Below are 3,876 nucleotides of genomic sequence, written 5' to 3'. Positions count from 1 at the left end.
CGGCAGCATCACCAACAACGGCACGCTGTCGGTCAACGGCGCGGCCAGCTTCGCGCAGTTGCTGGTGGTCGACGCCGTCACACTCGGCGGCACGGGCGAGACGGTGCTGGCTGACAGCGCACAAAGTGTCATTGACGGCAACAACACTGGCAACACCGACGTGCTCACCATCGCCGCCGCTCACACCGTGCGCGGCGGCGGGCGGCTCGGCGGCCTGGGAACCAATGACCTCAAGGTCATCAACCAGGGCACCGTGCGGGCCGATGCCGCCAGCGGCATGCGCGTCAATGTCGATGACACCGGCGGGGCCGGTTTCGACAACACCGGCGGAACGGTAGAGGTTGCCGATAACTCATCGTTGCGCCTGGAGGCCGGCACGCTCAAGGGTGGCACGCTCGCAGGGTTCGGCAATGGAGCGCTGGCAGGTACCGGCGCCGGCATTTTGTCCGACGTGACCCTCACCGGTGCGCTGCAGGTGGCCCAAAACAATGCCGTGGGACTGACCGGCAGCATCACCAACAACGGCACGCTGTCGGTCAACGGCGCGGCCAGCTTCGCGCAGTTGCTGGTGGTCGACGCCGTCACACTCGGCGGCACGGGCGAGACGGTGCTGGCTGACAGCGCACAAAGTGTCATTGACGGCAACAACACTGGCAACACCGACGTGCTCACCATCGCCGCCGCTCACACCGTGCGCGGCGGCGGGCGGCTCGGCGGCCTGGGAACCAATGACCTCAAGGTCATCAACCAGGGCACCGTGCGGGCCGATGCCGCCAGCGGCATGCGCGTCAATGTCGAAGCTGCCGATGGCTTCCGCAACGAAGGCCGGGTCGAGGTCGTGAACGGTTCGAACATGATCTTCCAGGCGGGCTCAAGCTTGCTACAGGCCGGCGCGGCGACGGCGGTTACTCAAGTCAATGGCACGTTGACGTCTTCTCTGGTCGACCTGCAGGCCGGCACGCTCCTCGGCAGCGGCACCGTCATCGGCAACGTAGTCAACGCGGCGCACGTGGCACCGGGCAACAGCGCGGGTGTACTAACCGTCACCGGTGCCTACACGCAGGCGCTCGGCGGTGTGCTCGACATCGAGCTCGGCAGCCTGGCCGAGTTCGACCTTCTCGCGGTCACTGGCAGCGCCACACTCGATGGCACGCTGGCGCTGCATTGTCTCGGCGCCTGCGAATTCACCGTCGGTGACAGCGTGACTATCCTCGACGCCACTGCCAACAATCTGGTCGGTGAGTTCTTCGGGTTGGCGCTGTTCGGTTTTGCCACGGGCGGGTTCGAGATAGTCTACGACCGGCTGGCGGGCGACGTGCGCCTGCTGGTCACCGAGGCGACCAGCCCGAGCCCGGTGCCGCTGCCGGGCAGCGCGTGGTTGTTGCTCGGCGGCCTCGGGCTGCTGGTCCGGCGCGGCCGTCATTCGGCGTAAGCGAAGATTACCCGACAGGGCTGCGGGGGCATCTCACCGGCATGGGTGGCATGCCCCCGCGCTGCTGCCCGGGCGCGCCGCTGCGGCGCGTCGTTCCCGCCACAGTGGCGCTGCGCGGTGCAGCGCTACTTGCTGCTCTTCTTCACCCCCGGCACGTGATGCTCCAATGGCCCGCCGGGTACGAAGTCCGACGCGGTGAGATGGGCGAATGGCGCGTCCAGGCGCATACCGTGGGCGATGGTGTTGAACGACACGTAGTGCATCACCGCACCCGCGATCTCGACCAGCAGGTGGTCGTCCACCTTGGCCTGCGCGCGCAGCACGCGGGTGTAATGGTCTATCCAATACGCACTCTGCCGGAACTGCGCCACGGCCAGGGCGGCGTAGGTCTTTACCACTTCGTCGATCACGCCGCTCGCCATCGCCACGCGCTCCTTGCGCCACGTTGCGGCAAGCAGGCGCGGGTGGTGCGCGAGCGCGCGCCAGAATTCGGGAATGCCGTCGTCGGCCAGGCAGGCCTGGCTCCAGGCGCGGATCTCACCCAGCGTCGCGGCCGACTGTGGGGCGCCTGCTTCGTCGAGCAGTGGCACCAGCGGCCCGGCACCCCGACCGATCCCGAGCCCCGTGGCGGCGACCGTCAGACTCGCGACGTGCTCGGCCACCGCGGCGACTTCGGCCACCGCCCGATCTTCACCTGTCAGCCGCAACACGGCGGCCGAATGCAGGGTCAGTCAGTATTCGCAGTGATTGGTCATGGAGACCGCGACGTGCATGGCCTCCTTGGCGAGCTGCGGCACGGCGCCCCGCCCGAGGTAGGTGACGATGGCGTGATCAAGATTGGCCTCCAGCCATGCCGGCCAGTGGGCCTGGACACCGAAGATGCCGGGCTTCAACAACTGCTCGATACCCATGCCGGTGCGCGCGGCGATGCGCGTGAGCGCGGCCTGGTCCTCGGCGCTGAAGTCGTTCAGTTCAGGAGTGCGTAGGGTGGTCATGAGCACCTCGTTGGTCGTTGGCCATCGTCGCGACACGCGCTCGATGGGACGGTGGCGATGTAGGCCAGCTTGCGCCAACGCCGTTCTTCAGTTGAATATGGACTAGGTGGTACACATGATCAAGAATCGCGACGCACTGGCGAGCCGGCGCGCAACCGTGGCCGTGCTTCTACTCGTCGTCGCGTTGGTGTTGTCATGTCTGCTGCTCAGCGCCTGCCAGGCGCCGTTGCGTCCGGACTTCCAACGCCTCTACGGCACCGCCGTGGCGTCTTCCGACGATACCCCCGTGATCCTGATCCCGGGCCTGTTCGGATCCAAGCTGCGCGACCGCATCACCGGTGAGGAAGTGTTCCCGGGTCATGCCGGGCGAGTCTTGTTCAGTAATTTTCATGATCTGGCACTCGACTTCGACCCGCACACGCTCGCGGTTCGCCAGGACCGCCTCGTAGCCTACGACCTCGCCGACTCGGTGCTCGGTCGCGATTTCTATGGCCCCATCCTGCGTACCCTGGTCCAATTCGGTGGCTATGTGCGCGCCGAGCCGGGCACGGCTGCCAGACCAGGGCAACGGCAGCTCTACCTGTTCGCCTATGACTGGCGGCAGGACAACGTCGAACACGCGCGCGGCCTGGAGATGTTGATCGACCAGATCCGCGCGGACTATCGCGATCCGACGCTGCGGGTCGATATCGTCGCGCACAGCATGGGCGGCCTGATCGCGCGCTATTACCTGCGGTACGGCACGCGCGATGTCCTCGACGGCATGCCGTCCCTGATCTCTCTCTACGGCACGCAACGTGTGCGCAAGCTGGTGCTGCTCGGCACGCCGAATTTTGGTGCGGTCTCGGCTGTGCACGGGTTTCTCGAGGGGCAACGTATCGGTCTACGGAACATGCCACCGGAAGTGCTCGCGACCATGCCCAGCGGCTACCAGCTCTTCCCCCATCCGTTGGCACCGTGGGTGGTGGACGGGGACGGGCGGCCGCTGCCCGACAGCCTGTTTGAAGCCGAGACATGGCAACGCTACGGCTGGAACGTTTACGACCCTCGCGTGGCTGCGCGTGTCACGCTCGCGCACGGCGGAGACCAGGCGGACCTCGACGCGCTGCGCCGCTTCTTTGCATTCCGCCTGGAGCGGGCACGTCGTCTGGCCTGGATGTTGTCCACACCGGAGCCGGCGACACCCATCCGTTACGTACTGTTCGGTGGCGATTGCACCTTGACGGGGGCGCGCATCGCCATCGAGCGGCAGGCGGGCGTGCCGCGCGCCGTCCTGGCGCCGCGCAAACTCGGCCAGGGCGCCACCCGCGCTACGCTCGAACAGGTGTTGCTGGAGCCCGGCGATGGGCGGGTGACACGCCCCTCGCTGCTCGCTCGGCAGACCCTCGATCCCAGCGCGGCGCAACACGAACAGAGTTTCCTGCCGCTGGCCTATCACTTCTTTCTGTG

At 66.9% G+C, this 3,876-nt stretch carries 4 protein-coding genes; 2 read left to right on the top strand and 2 right to left on the bottom strand.

All coding sequences use genetic code 11. From position 1 onward, the window contains the following. A partial coding sequence (locus AB7P10_RS19915; protein WP_428295581.1) for a hypothetical protein occupies positions 1 to 1,432 on the top strand: 1,432 nt, incomplete at its 5' end. Between the two features lie 125 nt (positions 1,433 to 1,557). Here the strand turns inward: AB7P10_RS19915 and AB7P10_RS19910 are convergent. After that, complete coding sequence (locus AB7P10_RS19910; protein ID WP_428295580.1) at positions 1,558 to 2,142, bottom strand: hypothetical protein; 585 nt, start codon at positions 2,140 to 2,142, stop codon at positions 1,558 to 1,560. Between the two features lie 21 nt (positions 2,143 to 2,163). Further along, a complete protein-coding gene (locus AB7P10_RS19905; protein WP_428295579.1) occupies positions 2,164 to 2,427 on the bottom strand; it encodes a hypothetical protein in 264 nt (87 codons plus the stop codon). Between the two features lie 115 nt (positions 2,428 to 2,542). Between AB7P10_RS19905 and AB7P10_RS19900 the strand changes: the two genes are divergently transcribed. Continuing rightward, positions 2,543 to 3,876: lipase/acyltransferase domain-containing protein (locus tag AB7P10_RS19900; RefSeq protein WP_428295578.1), on the top strand; the 1,334-nt coding region annotated here is incomplete at its 3' end.

Origin of the sequence: Hydrogenophaga sp., assembly GCF_050182545.1 — a bacterium.
In the GTDB taxonomy this organism is placed as follows: Bacteria; Pseudomonadota; Gammaproteobacteria; order Burkholderiales; family Burkholderiaceae_C; genus Hydrogenophaga.
Note: the sequence above shows the minus strand (reverse complement) of the source record. Positions and strands in the feature narration are given on the sequence as shown.

Bases quoted from the DNA above. Each gene is read 5' to 3' on its own strand.
- AB7P10_RS19905 (WP_428295579.1), bottom strand. From the start codon at position 2,427: ATGACCACCCTACGCACTCCTGAACTGAACGACTTCAGCGCCGAGGAC.